General features: G+C 64.9%; 27 protein-coding genes. All 27 read left to right on the top strand.

The window, feature by feature from the left end:
• Window positions 1–59 precede the first annotated feature (59 nt).
• Window positions 60–368 (top strand): 30S ribosomal protein S10, encoded by a 309-nt coding sequence (gene rpsJ, locus ACV7JP_RS03845; RefSeq protein WP_003613511.1) that lies wholly within the window; start codon window positions 60–62, stop codon window positions 366–368.
• Window positions 369–424: 56 nt separating this feature from the next.
• A complete protein-coding gene (rplC, locus tag ACV7JP_RS03840; RefSeq protein WP_457797928.1) occupies window positions 425–1,144 on the top strand; it encodes a 50S ribosomal protein L3 in 720 nt (239 codons plus the stop codon).
• Between the two features lie 3 nt (window positions 1,145–1,147).
• A complete protein-coding gene (rplD, locus tag ACV7JP_RS03835) occupies window positions 1,148–1,768 on the top strand; it encodes a 50S ribosomal protein L4 (RefSeq protein WP_457797927.1) in 621 nt (206 codons plus the stop codon).
• On the top strand, window positions 1,765–2,061 hold the full coding sequence (locus ACV7JP_RS03830; RefSeq protein ID WP_457797926.1) for a 50S ribosomal protein L23: 297 nt from the start codon (window positions 1,765–1,767) through the stop codon (window positions 2,059–2,061). Before rplD ends, ACV7JP_RS03830 begins: the two co-directional genes overlap by 4 nt.
• A gap of 22 nt (window positions 2,062–2,083) precedes the next feature.
• Window positions 2,084–2,923, top strand: a complete 840-nt coding sequence (gene rplB / locus ACV7JP_RS03825) for a 50S ribosomal protein L2 (protein ID WP_457797925.1) — start codon at window positions 2,084–2,086, stop codon at window positions 2,921–2,923.
• 3 nt (window positions 2,924–2,926) lie between these two features.
• Window positions 2,927–3,205: a 30S ribosomal protein S19 gene (gene rpsS, locus ACV7JP_RS03820; RefSeq protein WP_016917716.1), complete on the top strand. Its 279-nt coding sequence runs from the start codon at window positions 2,927–2,929 to the stop codon at window positions 3,203–3,205.
• A gap of 3 nt (window positions 3,206–3,208) precedes the next feature.
• Window positions 3,209–3,595, top strand: a complete 387-nt coding sequence (gene rplV, locus ACV7JP_RS03815; RefSeq protein ID WP_457797924.1) for a 50S ribosomal protein L22 — start codon at window positions 3,209–3,211, stop codon at window positions 3,593–3,595.
• Between the two features lie 12 nt (window positions 3,596–3,607).
• Window positions 3,608–4,372, top strand: a complete 765-nt coding sequence (rpsC, locus tag ACV7JP_RS03810) for a 30S ribosomal protein S3 (protein ID WP_457797923.1) — start codon at window positions 3,608–3,610, stop codon at window positions 4,370–4,372.
• A 33-nt stretch (window positions 4,373–4,405) separates the two neighbouring features.
• A complete protein-coding gene (gene rplP, locus ACV7JP_RS03805; protein WP_016917719.1) occupies window positions 4,406–4,819 on the top strand; it encodes a 50S ribosomal protein L16 in 414 nt (137 codons plus the stop codon).
• A gap of 12 nt (window positions 4,820–4,831) precedes the next feature.
• On the top strand, window positions 4,832–5,044 hold the full coding sequence (gene rpmC, locus ACV7JP_RS03800) for a 50S ribosomal protein L29 (RefSeq protein WP_457797922.1): 213 nt from the start codon (window positions 4,832–4,834) through the stop codon (window positions 5,042–5,044).
• A 6-nt stretch (window positions 5,045–5,050) separates the two neighbouring features.
• Window positions 5,051–5,293, top strand: coding sequence for a 30S ribosomal protein S17 (gene rpsQ / locus ACV7JP_RS03795; protein ID WP_016917721.1), 243 nt, complete (start codon window positions 5,051–5,053; stop codon window positions 5,291–5,293).
• A gap of 202 nt (window positions 5,294–5,495) precedes the next feature.
• Entirely contained in the window at window positions 5,496–5,864 is a 369-nt protein-coding gene (rplN, locus tag ACV7JP_RS03790; protein ID WP_016917723.1) for a 50S ribosomal protein L14, read from the top strand.
• Window positions 5,864–6,181, top strand: coding sequence for a 50S ribosomal protein L24 (gene rplX, locus ACV7JP_RS03785; RefSeq protein WP_457797921.1), 318 nt, complete (start codon window positions 5,864–5,866; stop codon window positions 6,179–6,181). Before rplN ends, rplX begins: the two co-directional genes overlap by 1 nt.
• A complete protein-coding gene (gene rplE, locus ACV7JP_RS03780; RefSeq protein WP_457797920.1) occupies window positions 6,174–6,806 on the top strand; it encodes a 50S ribosomal protein L5 in 633 nt (210 codons plus the stop codon). Before rplX ends, rplE begins: the two co-directional genes overlap by 8 nt.
• 151 nt (window positions 6,807–6,957) lie before the next feature.
• On the top strand, window positions 6,958–7,263 hold the full coding sequence (gene rpsN, locus ACV7JP_RS03775; protein ID WP_457797919.1) for a 30S ribosomal protein S14: 306 nt from the start codon (window positions 6,958–6,960) through the stop codon (window positions 7,261–7,263).
• Between the two features lie 13 nt (window positions 7,264–7,276).
• Window positions 7,277–7,675 (top strand): 30S ribosomal protein S8, encoded by a 399-nt coding sequence (gene rpsH, locus ACV7JP_RS03770; RefSeq protein WP_457797918.1) that lies wholly within the window; start codon window positions 7,277–7,279, stop codon window positions 7,673–7,675.
• 37 nt (window positions 7,676–7,712) lie between these two features.
• The gene (rplF, locus tag ACV7JP_RS03765) at window positions 7,713–8,246 is read left to right on the top strand and encodes a 50S ribosomal protein L6 (RefSeq protein WP_457797917.1); all 534 of its coding nucleotides are present in this window, start codon (window positions 7,713–7,715) and stop codon (window positions 8,244–8,246) included.
• A 12-nt stretch (window positions 8,247–8,258) separates the two neighbouring features.
• Window positions 8,259–8,621, top strand: a complete 363-nt coding sequence (gene rplR, locus ACV7JP_RS03760) for a 50S ribosomal protein L18 (RefSeq protein WP_457797916.1) — start codon at window positions 8,259–8,261, stop codon at window positions 8,619–8,621.
• 215 nt (window positions 8,622–8,836) lie between these two features.
• Window positions 8,837–9,409: a 30S ribosomal protein S5 gene (gene rpsE, locus ACV7JP_RS03755; RefSeq protein ID WP_457797915.1), complete on the top strand. Its 573-nt coding sequence runs from the start codon at window positions 8,837–8,839 to the stop codon at window positions 9,407–9,409.
• Window positions 9,410–9,424: 15 nt separating this feature from the next.
• Window positions 9,425–9,610 carry a 50S ribosomal protein L30 gene (gene rpmD / locus ACV7JP_RS03750; protein WP_016917731.1) on the top strand — a complete coding sequence of 62 codons (186 nt, stop codon included), beginning with the start codon at window positions 9,425–9,427 and terminating at the stop codon, window positions 9,608–9,610.
• Window positions 9,611–9,620: 10 nt separating this feature from the next.
• Window positions 9,621–10,097: a 50S ribosomal protein L15 gene (gene rplO, locus ACV7JP_RS03745; RefSeq protein WP_457797914.1), complete on the top strand. Its 477-nt coding sequence runs from the start codon at window positions 9,621–9,623 to the stop codon at window positions 10,095–10,097.
• A gap of 160 nt (window positions 10,098–10,257) precedes the next feature.
• The gene (gene secY, locus ACV7JP_RS03740; RefSeq protein WP_457797913.1) at window positions 10,258–11,592 is read left to right on the top strand and encodes a preprotein translocase subunit SecY; all 1,335 of its coding nucleotides are present in this window, start codon (window positions 10,258–10,260) and stop codon (window positions 11,590–11,592) included.
• A complete protein-coding gene (locus ACV7JP_RS03735) occupies window positions 11,589–12,170 on the top strand; it encodes an adenylate kinase (protein ID WP_457797912.1) in 582 nt (193 codons plus the stop codon). The genes secY and ACV7JP_RS03735 overlap by 4 nt, the downstream gene beginning before the upstream one ends.
• 261 nt (window positions 12,171–12,431) lie before the next feature.
• Window positions 12,432–13,727 carry an Hsp70 family protein gene (locus ACV7JP_RS03730; protein WP_457797911.1) on the top strand — a complete coding sequence of 432 codons (1,296 nt, stop codon included), beginning with the start codon at window positions 12,432–12,434 and terminating at the stop codon, window positions 13,725–13,727.
• A gap of 234 nt (window positions 13,728–13,961) precedes the next feature.
• Complete coding sequence (gene rpsM / locus ACV7JP_RS03725; protein WP_457797910.1) at window positions 13,962–14,330, top strand: 30S ribosomal protein S13; 369 nt, start codon at window positions 13,962–13,964, stop codon at window positions 14,328–14,330.
• A 127-nt stretch (window positions 14,331–14,457) separates the two neighbouring features.
• Window positions 14,458–14,847 carry a 30S ribosomal protein S11 gene (gene rpsK / locus ACV7JP_RS03720; RefSeq protein WP_014890740.1) on the top strand — a complete coding sequence of 130 codons (390 nt, stop codon included), beginning with the start codon at window positions 14,458–14,460 and terminating at the stop codon, window positions 14,845–14,847.
• Window positions 14,848–15,057: 210 nt separating this feature from the next.
• A complete protein-coding gene (locus ACV7JP_RS03715; protein ID WP_457797909.1) occupies window positions 15,058–16,077 on the top strand; it encodes a DNA-directed RNA polymerase subunit alpha in 1,020 nt (339 codons plus the stop codon).
• Window positions 16,078–16,158 lie beyond the last annotated feature (81 nt).

The following is a 16,158-nucleotide window of genomic DNA, read 5'->3' as shown; positions in this document are numbered from 1 at the left end:
AGAGCGCGCGGCGCATGAAAGCGGGCTCAGGGAAGCGCGCGGTCCCAAAGGACGAGACAATGAACGGTCAAAACATCCGGATTCGCTTGAAGGCGTTCGATCACCGGATTCTCGACACGTCGACGAAGGAAATCGTCTCCACGGCGAAGCGCACCGGCGCTCAGGTTCGTGGCCCGATCCCGCTGCCGACCAAGATCGAGAAGTTCACGGTGAACCGTTCGCCGCACATCGACAAGAAGTCGCGCGAGCAGTTCGAGATCAGGACGCATAAGCGCGTTCTCGACATCGTCGATCCCACTCCGCAGACGGTGGACGCGCTGATGAAGCTCGATCTCGCCGCGGGCGTCGACGTCGAGATCAAGCTCTAAGAACGGATTGGGCGGCGCCCGTTAAGAGGCAGCCGCTTCGCGAAGGAATATCGAACATGCGGTCGGGCGTCATCGCGCAAAAGGTCGGAATGACCCGCATCTTCACAGAGGCGGGCGAGCATGTGCCGGTCACGGTGCTCAAGCTGGACGGCTGTCAGGTCGTCGCTCAGCGCACCAAGGAAAAGAACGGCTACACCGCCGTTCAGCTCGGCATCGGCCGCGCCAAGGTGAAGAATGTCTCCAAGGCCGAGCGCACGCGCTTCGCCGCGGCCAAGGTGGAGCCGAAGATAAAGCTCGCCGAGTTCCGCGTGAACGAGGATGCGCTGCTGCCCGTCGGCGCCGAGATCACGGCCGACCACTTCGTCGTCGGCCAATATGTCGACGTCACCGGCACGACGACCGGCAAGGGCTTCGCCGGTCCGATGAAGCGCTGGGGCTTCGGGGGCTTGCGCGCCTCGCATGGCGTTTCGATCTCGCATCGTTCGCATGGTTCGACCGGCGGCCGCCAGGACCCGGGCAAGACCTTCAAGAACAAGAAGATGGCCGGCCATATGGGCGTCGACCGCGTGACCACGCAGAATCTGCGCGTCGTGCAGACCGACGTCGAGCGCGGCCTGCTGCTCGTCGAAGGCGCCGTTCCCGGCACCGCCGGCGGCTGGATTTACGTGCGTGACGCCGTCAAGCGCGCGCTCCCCAAGGACGCGCCGCAGCCGGGCAAGTTCCGTCTCGCCGAGACGGACGCCGCTCCCGCGCAAGAAGAAACGAAGGAGGACTGAGCCGTGAAGATCGACGTCACGTCGTTCGACGGTCAGGCGGCCGGTTCGATCGAACTTTCCGACGAGGTGTTCGGCCTCGAGCCGCGCGCGGATCTCATCCACCGGATGATCCGCTGGCAACTCGCCAAGCGCCGCGCCGGCACCCATGCGGTGAAGAACCGCGCGGACATCGCCCGCACCGGCAAGAAGATGTACAAGCAGAAGGGCACTGGCGGCGCCCGCCACGGCTCCGCCCGCGTGCCGCAGTTTCGCGGCGGCGGCCGCGCCTTCGGTCCGCAGGTCCGCAGCCATGAGCATGACCTGACGAAGAAGGTCCGCGCGCTCGCTCTGAAGCACGCTCTGTCTGCGAAGGCCAAGGATGGCGGCATCATCGTCTGGGACAAGGCCGAGCTCGCCGAGCCCAAGACGAAGATCCTTGCGGGCGGCTTCGCCAAATCGGGCCTGGTCAGCGCGCTGATCATCGACGGCGCCGCGCCGGAAAAGAACTTCGCGCTCGCCGCGCGCAACATCCCGCAGATCGACGTGCTGCCGGTCGAGGGCGTCAATGTTTACGACATCATCCGCCGCGAGAAGCTGGTTTTGACCCGCGCCGCCGTGGACGCGCTGGAGGCGCGCCTGAAATGAGCAAGGACGTCCGCCATTACGACGTGATCGTCGCCCCAATCATCACCGAGAAGGCGACGCTCGCTTCCGAGAACAACAAGGTGGTCTTCAAGGTCGCGAAGACCGCGACCAAGCCGCAGATCAAGGCGGCGGTCGAGGGTCTCTTCGACGTGAAGGTCGAGTCCGTGAACACCCTGGTCCGCAAGGGCAAGGTGAAGGCGTTCCGCGGCGTGCGCGGCCAGCAGAGCGACGTCAAGAAGGCCGTCGTCACGCTCGCCGAAGGCCACAAGATCGACGTGACGACCGGATTGTAAGAGAAGGCGTGGGGACAGAAAAATGGCGCTGAAGACATTCAAGCCGGTCACGCCGAGCCTTCGCCAGCTCGTCATCGTCGACCGTCGCGACCTCTATAAGGGCAAGCCGGTCAAGACCCTCACCGAGGGCAAGACCTCGAAGGGCGGCCGCAACAATAACGGCCGCGTCACCGTGCGCTTCCGCGGCGGCGGCCACAAGCAGGCCTATCGGCTGGTCGACTTCAAGCGTCGCAAGCTCGACGTCGTCGGCAAGGTCGAGCGTCTGGAATATGACCCGAACCGCACGGCCTTCATCGCGCTGATCCGCTATGCGGACGACACGCTCGCTTATATCCTCGCGCCGCAGCGCCTTGCGGCAGGCGACGAAGTGGTGTCGGGCAATCAGGTCGACGTGAAGCCGGGCAACGCCATGCCGATCGCCAATATTCCGGTCGGCACGATCGTCCACAATATCGAGACGAAGATCGGCAAGGGCGGCTCGATCGCCCGTTCGGCCGGCACCTATGCGCAGATCGTCGGCCGCGATCAGGGCTATGTCATTCTCCGTCTGAACTCCGGCGAACAGCGCCTGGTCCATGGCCAGTGCTTCGCCACGATCGGCGCGGTGTCGAACCCGGATCACATGAATACCTCGATCGGCAAGGCCGGCCGCTCGCGCTGGCTCGGCCGCCGCCCGCATAATCGCGGCGTCACCATGAACCCGATCGACCATCCGCATGGCGGCGGCGAAGGCCGCACCTCGGGCGGCCGTCACCCGGTGACCCCGTGGGGCAAGCCGACCAAGGGCAAGAAGACCCGCTCCAACAAGTCCACCGACCGTTTCATTGTGTCCTCGCGGCACAATCGCAAGAAGAAGGGCTGATCCATGGCTCGCTCGATTTGGAAAGGCCCGTTCGTCGACGGCTATCTGCTGAAGAAGGCGGAGACCTCGCGCGCTTCCGGCCGCTCCGAGGTCATCAAGATCTGGAGCCGCCGCTCCACGATCCTGCCGCAATTCGTCGGATTGACCTTCGGCGTCCACAATGGCCAGAAGCACATCCCGGTGAATGTCAGCGAAGACATGATCGGGCACAAATTCGGCGAATTCGCTCCGACGCGCACCTTCCACGGTCACGCGGCGGACAAGAAGGCGAAGAGGGGCTAAGCAATGTCGAAAGAGGCCAATCCGCCCCGGCTCGCGGAGAACGAAGCCAAGGCCGTCGCGCGGATGATCCGCGTCTCGCCCCAGAAGCTCAATCTTCTCGCCCAGCTCATCCGCGGCAAGAAGGTCGACCGCGCGCTCGCCGATCTGGAGTTTTCCCGCAAGCGCATCGCGCATGAAGTGAAGAAGACGCTGGAAAGCGCCATCGCCAACGCCGAGAACAATCACGGCCTCGACGTCGACGACCTGATCGTCGCCCAGGCCTTCGTCGGCAAGGCGCTGGTCATGAAGCGCTTCCACGCCCGCGCTCGCGGCCGCGCGAGCCGGATCGAGAAGCCTTTCTCGAATCTCACGATCATCGTGCGCGAAGTCGCAGCGCAAGCGAACGCCTAAAGGATCAGAACCATGGGTCAGAAGGTCAATCCGATCGGGCTGCGCCTCGGCGTCAACCGCACCTGGGACTCGCGCTGGTTCGCGGGCAAGGGCGAATACGCCAAGCTCCTGCACGAGGACATGGCGATCCGCGAGGCGGTGTCGAAGACGCTGAAGCAGGCCGCCGTCTCCAAGATCGTCATCGAGCGCCCGCACAAGAAGTGCCGCGTCACCATTCACTCGGCCCGCCCGGGCGTCGTGATCGGCAAGAAGGGCGCGGACATCGACAAGATCCGCAAGCTCGTTGCCAGGCTGACGGGCAGCGAGGTCGTGATCAACATCGTCGAAGTGCGCAAGCCGGAGACGGAAGCCGCGCTCGTCGCCGAGTCGATCGCCCAGCAGCTCGAGCGCCGCGTGGCCTTCCGTCGCGCCATGAAGCGCGCCGTTCAGTCGGCGATCCGCCTCGGCGCGCAGGGCATCCGCATCAACTGCTCGGGCCGTCTCGGCGGCGCCGAAATCGCCCGCCTGGAATGGTATCGCGAGGGCCGCGTGCCGCTGCATACGCTGCGCGCCGACGTGGATTACGGCACGGCGACCGCGCACACCGCCTATGGCGCCTGCGGCATCAAGGTGTGGATCTTCAAGGGCGAGATCCTCGAGCACGATCCGATGGCGCAGGAGCGCCGCGCGGCCGAGGCGGCCTCCGCCGGCGGCGATCACCATGAGCGTGACCGCGAGCGCGGCGATCGCGACCGCCGTCGCCGCGAGCCGCGCGAACCCCGCGGCGACGCGGCGTAAGGCGCAACAGGCAAGAGATTAAGAGCACCGATCATGCTGTCACCCAAGCGCACCAAGTTCCGCAAGGCCTTCAAGGGCCGCATTCACGGCGCCTCGAAAGGCGGCTTCTCGCTGAACTTCGGTCAGTTCGGCCTGAAGGCGCTCGAGCCCGAGCGCATCACCGCGCGCCAGATCGAGGCGGCCCGCCGCGCCATGACGCGCCACATGAAGCGCGCCGGCCGCGTCTGGATCCGCATTTTCCCGGACGTGCCGGTCTCCAAGAAGCCGACCGAAGTCCGCATGGGCAAGGGCAAGGGCGCGCCGGAATTGTGGGCGGTGCGCGTGGCGCCCGGCCGCATCATGTTCGAGGTCGACGGCGTCCCGGCGCCGCTGGCGCGCGAGGCCCTGACCCTCGCAGCGGCCAAGCTGCCGATCAAGACCCGTTTCATCGAACGCATCGCCGAGTAGCAGGAGGACGACATGAAAGCCAAGCAGCGCCTCTCCGACATCAAGGCGATGACCGACGACCAGCTCAACGACGAAGTGCTGAAGCTCAAGAAGGAGCAGTTCAATCTGCGCTTTCAGCGGGCGACCGGCCAGCTCGAGAACACCGCCCGCGTGCGCGTCATTCGCCGCGACATCGCCCGGGCCAAGACCATCGCCGCGCAGAAGCGCAACGAGAAACAAGGTTAAAGCGCCATGCCGAAGCGAATTCTCCAGGGCGTCGTCGTCTCCGACAAGCAGAACAAGACCGTGGTGGTGAAGGTCGAGCGCCGTTTCACCCATCCGCTGTTCCAGAAGACGGTCCGCCGCACCAAGCATTATCACGCGCATGACGAGAACGGCGCATTCAAGGTCGGCGACACGGTCTTCATCGAGGAAACTGCGCCGATCTCGAAATTGAAGCGTTGGCGGGTTGTGGAAAACGCCGCGAACGCGTAAATACCCCGCTTGAGCCGGTTCACAAAAGGGTCAAGGACCCGGGCGTTGACCGCTTAAGCCCTGAAAAATCAGCGCGCTTCTCGATCGCATGGCGCATGCGATGGGGAAGCGCGCTGGAATTGGAAATGAGGTTTTCCGGACGAAGTCGGCCGTCGCGATTCTGCGCGGCCGAAACCAGACCGGAGTGAAAGGCGGGTAAGCCATGATTCAGATGCAAACTAATCTCGACGTCGCCGACAATTCTGGCGCCCGCCGCGTGATGTGCATCAAGGTGCTGGGCGGCTCGAAGCGCAAATATGCCGGCGTCGGCGACATCATCGTCGTCTCGATCAAGGAAGCGATTCCGCGCGGCCGCGTGAAGAAGGGCGACGTGCTGAAGGCCGTCGTCGTGCGCACCTCGAAGGACATCAAGCGTTCGGACGGCTCCGTGATCCGTTTCGACTCCAACGCCGCGGTGCTGATCAACAACCAGCAGGAGCCGATCGGCACCCGCATCTTCGGACCGGTGCCGCGCGAGCTGCGCGCCAAGAACCACATGAAGATCATCTCGCTCGCGCCGGAGGTGCTGTAATGGCCGCCAAGATCAAGAAGGGCGACAAGGTCGTCGTTCTCGCCGGCCGTGACAAGGGCAAGACCGGCGAAGTGCTGCGCGTGATCCCGGACGAGGGCCGCGCCATCGTCAACGGCGTCAACATGGTGAAGCGCCATCAGCGGCAGACCAAGGACCGCGAGGCCGGCATCGTCAACAAGGCGGCGCCGATCGACCTGTCCAACATCGCGATCGCCGATCCGAAGGACGGTCAGGCGACCCGCGTCGGCTTCAAGATTCTCGACGACGGCCGCAAGGTCCGCGTCGCCAAGCGTTCCGGAGAATTGATCGATGGCTGAGGAAAAGAAAGCCAAGGCCAAGGCCCCCAAGGCGAAGGAAGCCCCGGCGACCGCCGCGGTCGCTCAGGCCAGCATTGCGGGCTATACGCCGCGCATGAAGAAGCATTATGACGAGGTCGTGCGTCAGCAGCTCATCGAGCAGTTCGGCTACAAGAACCCGCTCGAAGTGCCGACGATCGAGAAGATCGTGCTGAACATGGGCGTCGGCGAAGCCGTCAACGACACCAAGAAGGTGACGTCGGCCGCCGGCGATCTCAGCCTCATCGCGGGACAGAAGCCGGTCGTGACGCGCGCCCGCAAGGCGATTTCGACCTTCAAGGTTCGCGAGAACATGCCGATCGGCGCGAAGGTGACGCTGCGCAAGACCCGGATGTACGAGTTCCTCGATCGACTGATCACCGTGGCCCTGCCGCGCGTGCGCGACTTCCGCGGCCTCAATCCGAAGTCCTTCGACGGCCGCGGCAATTACGCGCTCGGCATCAAGGAGCACATCGTGTTCCCCGAGATCGATTACGACAAGGCGGAGTCGATCGTGGGCATGGACGTGATCGTCTGCACCACGGCCAGGACCGACGACGAGGCGCGCGCCCTGCTCAAGGCGTTCAATTTCCCGTTCCGGCAGTGAGGAGACGGATGATCGACCCCTCCCTGTCCCTCCCCTTTCAGGGGAGGGAACCCTAACGACCAGCGGGTCTACTCCCTCCCCCTGCAAGGGGGAGGGTGGGGGTGGGGGTCGAGCCGGCTCCTCAAACGCGGATACTGAAAGGCAAAGTTAGATGGCGAAGAAAAGCGCGATCGAGAACAACAAGAAGAAGGCGAAGCTCGTCAAGACCTACGCCGGCCGCCGCGCGCGGCTGAAGGCCCAGGCCACGGACAAGTCGCTCTCCATCGAGGAGCAGTTCGAGGCTCGCCTGAAGCTCGCTCAGCTTCCCCGCAATTCGGCGGCGATTCGCATTCGCAACCGCTGCGAGATTTCAGGCCGCCCGCGCGCCTTTTATCGCAAGCTGAAGATGTCGCGCATCGCGCTGCGCGAGCTCGGGTCCAAGGGTCTGATCCCGGGCCTCGTGAAGTCGAGCTGGTAAGGAGACTCTTGAAATGGCGATCAACGATCCGTTGGGAGATCTCCTCACCCGCATCCGCAATGCGCAGATGCGCCGTAAGGACAAGGTGTCGACGCCGGGTTCGAAGCTGCGCGCCCATGTCCTCGACGTTCTGAAGGAAGAGGGCTATATCCGCGGCTATTCGACCACGGATTTCGGGAATGGCCGCACCGAGTTCGAGATCGAGCTGAAATATTTCGACGGCGAGCCGGTCATCAAGCAGATCGAGCGCGTCTCGCGTCCGGGCCGCCGCGTCTATGCGGCTGTCGACGCCGTTCCGCGCGTGGCCAACGGCCTCGGCGTGACGATCATGTCGACGCCCAAGGGCGTCATGGCCGATCACGCGGCTCGCGAAAACAATGTCGGCGGCGAGGTGCTGTGCAAGGTCTTCTGACCTTGCGCCGCGTTCAGACTGAACAGGATTTGCAACAATGTCTCGTATCGGCAAAAAGCCTGTGGTCGTCCCGGCCGGCGTCACCGCCAAGGTCGACGGCCAGCTCGTGTCCGTGAAGGGCGCGAAAGGCGCGCTCGAATTTCTTGTGCCGGACGACGTCTCCGTCGTTCAGCAGGACAACGCGATCAAGGTCGATCCGCGCAACGACACCAAGCGCGCCCGCGCGCTGTGGGGCACGTCGCGCGCGCGCGTCAACAACCTCGTCATCGGCGTGACGTCGGGCTTCGAGAAGAAGCTCGAAATCACGGGCGTCGGCTATCGCGCCGCCGTTCAAGGCAAGGTCCTCCAGCTCGCGCTCGGCTATTCGCATGACGTGAACTATCCGATCCCCAACGGCATCAGCATCGCGACGCCGAAGCCGACGGAGATCACGATCAGCGGCATCGACAAGCAGCAGGTCGGCCAGGTCGCGGCCGAGATCCGCGCTCTGCGCGGCCCCGAGCCCTATAAGGGCAAGGGCGTCAAATACGCCAATGAATTCATCTTCCGCAAGGAAGGCAAGAAGAAGTAAGGGTAAGCCGCCATGGCCAAGGATGTCAGCATCGAACAGCGCCGCAAGGCGCGTGTCCGCAAGGCGATCCGCGAGCGCGCCTATGGCCGCCCGCGTCTCTCCGTGTTCCGCTCGTCGAAGCAGATCTACGCCCAGATCATCGACGACGAAAAGGGTCAGACCATCGCATCCGCTTCCTCCATCGAGAAGGCGAATCGCGAGTCGCTGAAGACGGGCGCGAATGTCGAAGCCGCGAAGGTCGTCGGCAAGCTCATCGCCGAGCGCGCCGCCGAGAAGGGCGTGACGCAGGTCGTGTTCGACCGCGGCGCCTATATGTATCACGGCCGCGTCAAGGCGCTGGCCGACGGGGCGCGCGAAGGCGGGCTGGAGTTCTAAGAGATTCGCCCGCTCATCCCCTCGCCCCGCTTGCGGGGAGAGGGTTAGGGTGAGGGGCAAAGCCGATTGTCGATTGCCGGCAAAAGGCGGAGCGGCGGGTGTTGCAGCGTGCGGGGCGTCGCCTCGCCCCTCACCCCAGCCCTCTCCCCGCAAGCGGGGAGAGGGGGCAAAACGAAGCGAGCGGCGCTTGCGCCGCGTAAGTGACGGAAAAAGAAATGGCGCGTGAAGGTGAAGGCGGTCGCGGTCGCGATCGGGACAGAGAAGAGCGCGACAGCGAATTCGTGGATCGTCTGGTCCATATTAATCGCGTCGCGAAAGTGGTGAAGGGCGGCCGGCGCTTCGGTTTCGCCGCGCTCGTCGTCGTCGGCGACCAGAAGGGCCGCGTCGGCTACGGCCACGGCAAGGCGCGCGAGGTGCCGGAAGCGATCCGCAAGGCGACGGAGGCCGCCAAGCGCGCGCTGATCCGCGTGCCGCTGCGCGAGGGCCGCACGCTGCATCACGACGTCTATGGCCGTCACGGCTCGGGCCGCGTCATCCTGCGCGCCGCCCCGGCCGGCACGGGCATCATCGCCGGCGGCCCGATGCGCGCCGTCTTCGAGACGCTCGGCATGCATGACGTCGTCGCGAAGAGCCAGGGCTCTTCCAACCCCTACAACATGATCCGCGCGACCTTCGACGCGCTTTCCCGCGAGGATTCGCCGCGCTCCGTCGCGGCCCGTCGCTCGCTGAAAGTGTCGGCGCTGCAGGCGCGTCGCCAGGGCGTCGACGCCGACGCCGTCGACGCGTAACCGGGAGGCTCTGACATGGCGAACAAAATCACCGTCGAGCAAACCGGCAGCCCGATCGGCCGCCCCGAGCGACAGCGCCGGACCCTACTCGGCCTCGGCCTGACGCGCATCGGCCGCAAGCGCGAGCTGGAGGACACTCCGGCTGTCCGCGGCATGATCGCCAAGGTGGCGCATCTCGTCAAAATCGTCGGCGAGAAGTGAGGACGCGGCAATGAAACTCAACGAACTCTCCGACAATCCGGGCTCCAGCAAGAACCGGATGCGCGTTGGCCGCGGCATCGGCTCCGGCAAGGGCAAGACGGGCGGGCGCGGCGTGAAGGGCCAGAAGGCCCGCACCGGCGTCGCCGTCAAGGGCTTCGAAGGCGGCCAGATGCCGCTGCATCGCCGTCTGCCGAAGCGCGGGTTCCACAACCCGTTCTCGGTCGACTATAACGAGGTCAATATTGGCCGCATCCAGGCGGCGGTCGACGCCGGCAAGCTGGACGCCTCGGCGCCCGTCACGCTCGAATCGCTCATCGCGGCGGGCGTGGTCGCCAAGCCGCGCGACGGCGTGAAGATCCTCGGCCAGGGCGAGATCAAGGCGAAGCTCGCCTTCGAGGTGGCGGCGGCGTCCAAGGGCGCGATCGCCGCGATCGAAGGCGCCGGCGGCTCGGTGAAGCTCCTCGCGGGCGACGGCGCCTCGGCCTGATGCAATGTTTTTAGGCGGCCGCTCTCGCATGGGCGGCCGCTTTGCCTTATAGAAGCCTCACGCAATCGCCGGGCGCGCGAAAGGGCGGGCCGCCGCTCCCCGCGCCCGCCAACAAAAAGGCGCCGCAGAAAGAACCGGCGCGACAAAGGGGAGTTCCTCCATGGCATCGGCAGCCGAGCAGCTCGCGGCCAACGTCAATCTCTCCGCCTTCGGCAAGTCCGAGGAACTCAAGAAACGCATCTGGTTCACGCTGGGCGCGCTGATCGTCTATCGCCTCGGCACCTATGTGCCGCTCCCGGGCATCGATCCGGACGCCTTCGCGAAGAGCTTCTTCGGTCAGTCCAAGGGCATGCTGGAGCTGTTCAACATGTTCGCCGGCGGCGCCGTGCAGCGCCGCGCGATCTTCGCGCTCAACATCATGCCGTATATCTCGGCCTCGATCATCATTCAGCTCCTGACCTCCGTCTTCCCGACGCTCGAGGCGCTGAAGAAGGAGGGCGAGCAGGGCCGCAAGGTCCTCAATCAATATACGCGCTATCTCACCGTCGCGCTCGCCACCTTCCAGGCCTACGCCATGGCGATCGGCCTCGAGGGACAGCAGGGCGTCGTGACGGAGCCTGGCCTCTTCTTCCGCATCACGACGGTCGTGACGCTGGTCGGCGGCACCATGTTCCTGATGTGGCTCGGCGAGCAGATCACCTCTCGCGGCATCGGCAACGGCTCGTCGCTGATCATCTTCGCCGGCATCGTCGCCGCCTTCCCTTCGGCGATCGTCTCGACGCTGGAGCTCGGCCGCCAGGGCGCGATCTCGACCGGCATCATCCTCGGCGTGATCGCGATGTCCTTCGCCGTCATCGCCTTCATCGTCTTCATGGAGCGCGCGCAGCGCCGCCTGCTAATCACCTATCCCAAGCGCCAGCACGGCAACCGGGTCTATGAGGGCCAGACCTCCTTCCTGCCGCTGAAGCTCAACACTTCCGGCGTCATTCCGCCGATCTTCGCCTCCTCGCTGCTGCTGCTGCCGACGACGGTCGCGAATTTCTACCAGTCGACGGGCTCGGACAGCGTCTTCGCGACCATCTCCGCCTATTTCGGCCATGGCCGCCCGCTCTATATGCTGGCCTATGTCGGCCTCATCGTGTTCTTCGCCTTCTTCTACACGGCCATCGTCTTCAACCCGACGGAGACGGCGGACAATCTCAAGAAGCATGGCGGCTTCATCCCGGGCATCCGCCCCGGCGAGCGCACGGCGAAGTTCATCGACGATGTGCTCATGCGCATCACGGTGCTCGGCGCCGCCTATCTCGCCATTATCTGCCTGCTGCCGGAAGGGCTCATCGCCTATGCGAATCTGCCCTTCTATTTCGGCGGCACCTCTCTGCTCATCGTGGTGAGCGTCACCATGGACACGGTCGCTCAGATCCACGGCCATATGCAGGCGCAGCAATATGAGGGGCTGATCCGCAAGACCAAGCTCAAGGGACGCCGTAAATGAGACTGGTCCTTCTCGGCCCCCCGGGCGCCGGCAAGGGAACGCAGTCCGCACGTCTGGTCGAGAAGCTCGGCGTTCCCCAGCTTTCCACCGGAGACATGCTGCGCGCCGCCGTCGCCGCCCAAACGCCCATCGGCCTCAAGGCCAAGGCGCTCATGGACGCCGGCCAGCTCGTGCCGGACGATGTCGTGATCGGCATCATCGACCAGCGGATCGACGCGCCCGACTGCGCGAACGGCTTCATCCTTGACGGCTTCCCGCGCACCGTCGCCCAGGCGGCGGCGCTGCGGGCGCTGCTCGACCGGAAGGGCCTCAAGCTTGACGCCGTGCTGGAGCTGGTCGTGGATGAGAATGCGCTTGTCGACCGAATGCGCAAGCGCGTCGAGGAGACCAAGGCCGCCGGCAAGGAAGTGCGCGCGGACGATAATCCGGAGAGCTTCAAGACGCGCCTCGACGCCTATCGCAAGCAGACCGCGCCGGTCTCGGCGCATTACGCCGAGCGGGGCGAGCTGAAAAAGGTCGACGGCATGCTGCCCATCGACGATGTGACGGCGGCGATAGACAAGACCCTCGGTCACTGATAATCGGAAGAAGGCCGGCTCCGCCGCGCTCAGTTAGCTGACAAGCCTCCGAGGGCGGCCTCGCCCTTCGAGACGCGAGCTTCGCTCCTCCTCAGGACGAGGCCTAAGTGATTGACGCAGCAAGAAGAAGCTCCTCATGCTGAGGAGCCCGCAAAGCGGGCGTCGCGAAGCACGAGGGGCGTCAGGCCCACTTTCAGCAGTCTGGACCCGGCTTCGCCGGGCCGTTTCTTTTCCACTCTTCCGACGTCAGAGAACGCCCAGATGGAAGCAAAGTCCTTTTGCGGCCTCGATTTCGGCACGTCCAACTCGACGGTCGCGCTCCAAGGCGCGGGAGATATCGAATTGATCGCATTGGAAGGCGCCTCCCGCACGCTTCCAAGCTCGATCTTCTTCGACTTCTCGACCGGCGCGCCGGTCTTCGGCCGCGCGGCGATCCGGGCCTATGTCGACGGGGTCGAAGGCCGGCTGATGCGCAGCCTCAAATCCGTCCTTGGCGCGTCGCTCATGGACGAGACGACGCGCATCAGGACCAAGACCTATACGTTCAAGGACATTATCGGCCTGATCGTCGGCCGATTGAAACGAGAGGCCGACGCCGCGGCGGAAACCGACGTCAGGCGAGTCGTGCTCGGCCGTCCGGTTTATTTCGTCGACGACGATCTTGCCGCCGACCGCCGCGCGCAGGACGCGCTGGAGGAGATCGCGCGGGCGCAGGGTTTTCGGGAGATCGCCTTTCAATACGAGCCGATCGCCGCCGCGCTCGCCTATGAGCAGACGGTTCGCGCCGAGCAATATGCGCTCATCGCGGATATTGGCGGCGGCACCTCGGACTTCTCGATCGTGCGCGTCTCGCCGGAGGGCAGATTCCGCGCGGACCGGGCGTCCGACGTCCTCGCCAACAAAGGCGTGCATATTGGCGGCACGGATATCGACCGGCTCTTCAGCCTGAAAACGGTCATGCCCCATCTGGGTCTGGGGACCGAGATGCGCATGCCGTTCAGCGACAAGGCGATCCTCGTTCCCAACGGTTTCTATGTCGATCTCGCCACCTGGCACCGGATCAATCTGCTCTATGCGCCGAAGGTCGCGCGCGACATCGAGGAATTGCAGCGCTACGCCCTGGCCCCGGAGAAGATCGCGCGTCTCGCCGAGGTCATCGAGACGCGGCGCGGCCATTCGATCGCGCTCGCGGTCGAACAGGCGAAGATCGAGCTTTCGGAGGCGGCGTCCGCCGTCATCGACCTTTCCGAGGTCGAGCGCGGATTTGCGGCGGAAGCGGACCCGAAGACGCTGAACGACGCGATCGCCGACCAGCTTGGCTCCTTGACGCGGACGCTGACGGAGACGCTCGCGGCCTCGGGCCTGTCGGGAGACCGCATCGGCGCCGTTTTCCTGACCGGCGGCTCCACGGCGATCCCGGCGGTGCGCGCGGCGGTCACGGGCGCGACGCCCGGCGCCAAAATCATCGACGGCGACAAATTCGGCGCCGTGGGCCTCGGACTGGGTCTGGACGCGCGGCGCAAATTCGGTTCTGATATGTTGCGTCGCAGCGCCTGAGCCGCGCGGGCAGGGAAGAAATATCTTCTCCCCTGCGCATTTTCCTTGACTCGCGCGCAATCGCTGGTTATCCGCTCATTTCCGACGAAATTCCAGGAAGTTCTCTTCGGAGGGCTTCCGTTTTTGCGTCTTCGGAAAACCCAAATCGAAACCCCGCAAGGGCCGGGCTCCACCGGACGCGGGGCCGTCATCCTCCGGCAGGTCCTCGGGCCGCCGCCCGAAATGGAGAGAATCGTGGCTCGTATTGCAGGCGTCAATATCCCCACCAATAAGCGCGTCGTCATCGCGCTTCAGTATATTCACGGCATCGGGCCCAAAAAGGCGGAAGAGATCTGCGAGAAGGTCAATATCCCGGCCGAGCGCCGCGTGGCCCAGCTCACCGACGCCGAAGTTCTGCAGATCCGCGAGGCCATCGACCGGGACTATCTCGTGGAAGGCGATCTGCGCCGCGAGGTCGCGATCAACATCAAGCGCCTGATGGACCTCGGCTGCTATCGCGGCCTGCGCCATCGCCGCCAGCTTCCGGTTCGCGGCCAGCGCACGCACACCAACGCCCGCACCCGCAAGGGCAAGGCGAAGCCGATCGCCGGCAAGAAGAAATAATTCCCGGGCTTCGGCAGTCGGGCTTCGGTAGTCGGGCGAGCCGATTGCCGACTGCCGATCTGCCGACTGCCCCTCAGGTGGAGCCGCTGGCGTTACGGCGGCGTCGATATCGAAAGGCAAGGAATAGATGGCCAAGGACACCACCCGCGTTCGCCGTCGCGAGCGCAAGAACATCGTCTCCGGCGTCGCGCACGTCAATTCGACGTTCAACAACACCATGATCACCATCACCGACGCGCAGGGCAACACCGTCTCCTGGTCGTCGGCGGGCTCGATGGGCTTCAAGGGCTCGCGCAAGTCGACCCCCTACGCCGCGCAGATGGCCGCCGAGGACGCGGCCCGCAAGGCTGGCGAGCATGGCGTCCGCACGCTCGAGGTCGAGGTTTCCGGTCCCGGCTCGGGCCGCGAATCGGCGCTGCGCGCGTTGCAGGCGGCGGGCTTCACCGTCACCTCCATCCGCGACGTGACGCCGATCCCGCATAATGGGTGCCGCCCGCGCAAGCGCCGTCGCGTCTGACGCCGGGGCGTGGAGAGCGCCTTCCGGCCGCGCGCGCCGCGCGACAGGCATGAACCGCCCCAGATATGGCCGGGGCGGTCTGTCAAAAGGCTTCATCAGCTTTTGAGGAGCCGCTCGAAAAGCCCGCTGCTTTCATCCGAGCATATTTCGCGCGCGGTCCGTCTTCTCCCCGCCGGGCCGCGTTCAGGAGCTTCAAGGAAAGGCGTCCCAGTGAGCATCCAGAAGAACTGGCAGGAACTCATCAAGCCGAACAAGCTCGACGTGACCCCGGGCGACGATCCGCGCCGCGTGGCGACGGCCGTCGCCGAGCCGCTGGAGCGGGGCTTCGGCCAGACGCTCGGCAATTCCCTGCGCCGCATTCTTCTTTCGTCGCTGCAGGGCGCGGCGATCACCTCGATCCATATCGACGGCGTTCTGCATGAATTCTCGTCGATCCCGGGCGTGCGCGAGGACGTGACCGACATCGTCCTCAACATCAAGGACATCGCCATCAAATATCAGGGCGAGGGCGTGAAGCGCCTGACGCTCAAGAAGACGGGCCCCGGCGCCGTCACCGCCGGCGACATCCAGGCGACGGGCGACGTTCAGATCCTCAACCCCGACCTCGTGATCTGCACGCTCGACGAGGGCGCCGAGATCCGCATCGAATTCACGGTTTCGACCGGCAAGGGCTATGTCCCGGCCGACCGCAACCGCGCCGAGGACGCCCCGATCGGTCTTATCCCGATCGACAGCCTCTACTCGCCGGTCAAGAAGGTCAGCTATCGCGTCGAGAACACCCGCGAGGGCCAGGTGCTCGACTATGACAAGCTGACGCTGACCATCGAGACCAACGGCGCCATCACGCCCGAGGACGCGCTCGCCTTCGCCGCGCGCATTCTGCAGGACCAGCTCAACGTCTTCGTCAATTTCGAGGAGCCGCGCCGCGAAGAGGCCGCCCCGTCGATCCCGCAGCTCGCCTTCAATCCGGCGCTGCTCAAGAAGGTCGACGAGCTGGAGCTGTCGGTGCGTTCGGCGAACTGCCTGAAGAACGACAATATCGTCTATATCGGCGACCTCATCCAGAAATCGGAGGCGGAAATGCTCCGCACCCCGAATTTCGGCCGCAAGTCCTTGAACGAGATCAAGGAAGTGCTGGCGCAGATGGGCCTGCATCTGGGCATGGAAGTCCCCGGCTGGCCGCCGGAGAATATCGACGATCTGGCGAAGCGGTTCGAGGAGCATTATTGAGCGGATAGGGAGCGGCGAATAGCGAATAGGAGTTTCTCTATTCGCTAGTCGCCATTCGCTTTTCGCCCATAAGGACGGCCG

The sequence above is a fragment of the Methylocystis sp. S23 genome (assembly GCF_054106005.1).
This window is presented reverse-complemented; position numbering and strand designations above follow the sequence as displayed.

What these genes read in the sequence shown, in the direction of transcription:
- rpsJ (WP_003613511.1), top strand. Translation starts at nt 60, where the DNA reads ATGAACGGTCAAAACATCCGGATTCGCTTGAAGGCGTTCGATCACCGG.
- rplC (WP_457797928.1), top strand. Translation starts at nt 425, where the DNA reads ATGCGGTCGGGCGTCATCGCGCAAAAGGTCGGAATGACCCGCATCTTC.
- ACV7JP_RS03830 (WP_457797926.1), top strand. Translation starts at nt 1,765, where the DNA reads ATGAGCAAGGACGTCCGCCATTACGACGTGATCGTCGCCCCAATCATC.
- rplB (WP_457797925.1), top strand. Translation starts at nt 2,084, where the DNA reads ATGGCGCTGAAGACATTCAAGCCGGTCACGCCGAGCCTTCGCCAGCTC.
- rpsS (WP_016917716.1), top strand. Translation starts at nt 2,927, where the DNA reads ATGGCTCGCTCGATTTGGAAAGGCCCGTTCGTCGACGGCTATCTGCTG.
- rplV (WP_457797924.1), top strand. Translation starts at nt 3,209, where the DNA reads ATGTCGAAAGAGGCCAATCCGCCCCGGCTCGCGGAGAACGAAGCCAAG.
- rpsC (WP_457797923.1), top strand. Translation starts at nt 3,608, where the DNA reads ATGGGTCAGAAGGTCAATCCGATCGGGCTGCGCCTCGGCGTCAACCGC.
- rplP (WP_016917719.1), top strand. Translation starts at nt 4,406, where the DNA reads ATGCTGTCACCCAAGCGCACCAAGTTCCGCAAGGCCTTCAAGGGCCGC.
- rpmC (WP_457797922.1), top strand. Translation starts at nt 4,832, where the DNA reads ATGAAAGCCAAGCAGCGCCTCTCCGACATCAAGGCGATGACCGACGAC.
- rpsQ (WP_016917721.1), top strand. Translation starts at nt 5,051, where the DNA reads ATGCCGAAGCGAATTCTCCAGGGCGTCGTCGTCTCCGACAAGCAGAAC.
- rplN (WP_016917723.1), top strand. Translation starts at nt 5,496, where the DNA reads ATGATTCAGATGCAAACTAATCTCGACGTCGCCGACAATTCTGGCGCC.
- rplX (WP_457797921.1), top strand. Translation starts at nt 5,864, where the DNA reads ATGGCCGCCAAGATCAAGAAGGGCGACAAGGTCGTCGTTCTCGCCGGC.
- rplE (WP_457797920.1), top strand. Translation starts at nt 6,174, where the DNA reads ATGGCTGAGGAAAAGAAAGCCAAGGCCAAGGCCCCCAAGGCGAAGGAA.
- rpsN (WP_457797919.1), top strand. Translation starts at nt 6,958, where the DNA reads ATGGCGAAGAAAAGCGCGATCGAGAACAACAAGAAGAAGGCGAAGCTC.
- rpsH (WP_457797918.1), top strand. Translation starts at nt 7,277, where the DNA reads ATGGCGATCAACGATCCGTTGGGAGATCTCCTCACCCGCATCCGCAAT.
- rplF (WP_457797917.1), top strand. Translation starts at nt 7,713, where the DNA reads ATGTCTCGTATCGGCAAAAAGCCTGTGGTCGTCCCGGCCGGCGTCACC.
- rplR (WP_457797916.1), top strand. Translation starts at nt 8,259, where the DNA reads ATGGCCAAGGATGTCAGCATCGAACAGCGCCGCAAGGCGCGTGTCCGC.
- rpsE (WP_457797915.1), top strand. Translation starts at nt 8,837, where the DNA reads ATGGCGCGTGAAGGTGAAGGCGGTCGCGGTCGCGATCGGGACAGAGAA.
- rpmD (WP_016917731.1), top strand. Translation starts at nt 9,425, where the DNA reads ATGGCGAACAAAATCACCGTCGAGCAAACCGGCAGCCCGATCGGCCGC.
- rplO (WP_457797914.1), top strand. Translation starts at nt 9,621, where the DNA reads ATGAAACTCAACGAACTCTCCGACAATCCGGGCTCCAGCAAGAACCGG.
- secY (WP_457797913.1), top strand. Translation starts at nt 10,258, where the DNA reads ATGGCATCGGCAGCCGAGCAGCTCGCGGCCAACGTCAATCTCTCCGCC.
- ACV7JP_RS03735 (WP_457797912.1), top strand. Translation starts at nt 11,589, where the DNA reads ATGAGACTGGTCCTTCTCGGCCCCCCGGGCGCCGGCAAGGGAACGCAG.
- ACV7JP_RS03730 (WP_457797911.1), top strand. Translation starts at nt 12,432, where the DNA reads ATGGAAGCAAAGTCCTTTTGCGGCCTCGATTTCGGCACGTCCAACTCG.
- rpsK (WP_014890740.1), top strand. Translation starts at nt 14,458, where the DNA reads ATGGCCAAGGACACCACCCGCGTTCGCCGTCGCGAGCGCAAGAACATC.